The sequence below is a fragment of the Methylobacterium sp. E-016 genome (assembly GCF_022829745.1).
Classification (GTDB): Bacteria; Pseudomonadota; Alphaproteobacteria; order Rhizobiales; family Beijerinckiaceae; genus Methylobacterium.
The window spans coordinates 1-808 of record NZ_JAKSYF010000160.1 but is presented as its reverse complement, the minus strand read 5'-3'; the positions used below and the strand labels follow the sequence as shown (position 1 = coordinate 808).

General features: G+C 72.0%; 2 protein-coding genes. Both read right to left on the bottom strand.

Going from position 1 to position 808, the window contains the following annotated elements:
- On the bottom strand, window positions 1-372 hold a 372-nt coding region (locus tag MKK68_RS24410), incomplete at its 3' end, for an FAD binding domain-containing protein (protein ID WP_244033172.1).
- Window positions 291-806 (bottom strand): aldehyde dehydrogenase iron-sulfur subunit PaoA, encoded by a 516-nt coding sequence (gene paoA / locus MKK68_RS24405; protein WP_244033171.1) that lies wholly within the window; start codon window positions 804-806, stop codon window positions 291-293. The genes MKK68_RS24410 and paoA, both read right to left, overlap by 82 nt.
- Window positions 807-808 lie beyond the last annotated feature (2 nt).

Here is an 808-nt window from a genome sequence, read left to right as displayed (position 1 = left end):
GCCGGCCAGCAGCGCGCGCGACAGCACGCCGTAATCCTTCCGGACACGGGCGTCGGCGGCGAGGTCGGTGTTGCGCACCAGCGCGCCGAGGCGCAGGCCGCCCTCCGGGGTCGGCTCGATCCGGTCGAGCCCGAGCCCGTTGACGTCGACGAGGTGGGTCGGGGTCTCGATCTGCAGCTTCATCAGGTCGAGCAGGTTGGTGCCCCCGGCGATGAACTTGGCGTTGGGCGTGCGCGCCACGGCGGCGGCGGCCTCGGCCGGCGTGCTCGGGCGCTCGTAGGTGAACGACTTCATGCGGGCCTCCGGCCGGTCTCGAGGCCGGCGACCTCGCTCATCGCCTCGACGATGTTGGAATAGGCGCCGCAGCGGCACAGGTTGCCGCTCATGCGCTCGCGGATCTCGGCCTCGGTGACCCGGGTCGGCGCGGTGAGGTCGGCGGTGACGTGGCTGGGGATGCCGGCCCGGATCTCGTCGAGCACGGCCACGCCCGAGCAGATCTGGCCGGGCGTGCAGTAGCCGCACTGGTAGCCGTCGTGGCGGACGAAGGCGGCCTGCATCGGGTGCAGGTCGTCGGGCCGGCCCAGCCCCTCGATGGTGGTGATCTCGGCGCCCTGGTGCATCACGGTGAGCGTCAGGCAGGCGTTGATGCGCCGCCCGTCGACGATCATCGTGCAGGCGCCGCACTGGCCGTGGTCGCAGCCCTTCTTCGAGCCGGTCAGGTGCAGATGCTCGCGCGCCGCATCGAGCAGGCTGGTGCGGGTGTCGAGCTCGAGCTCGCGCCGCTGGCCGTTGATCGTGAACCACACCC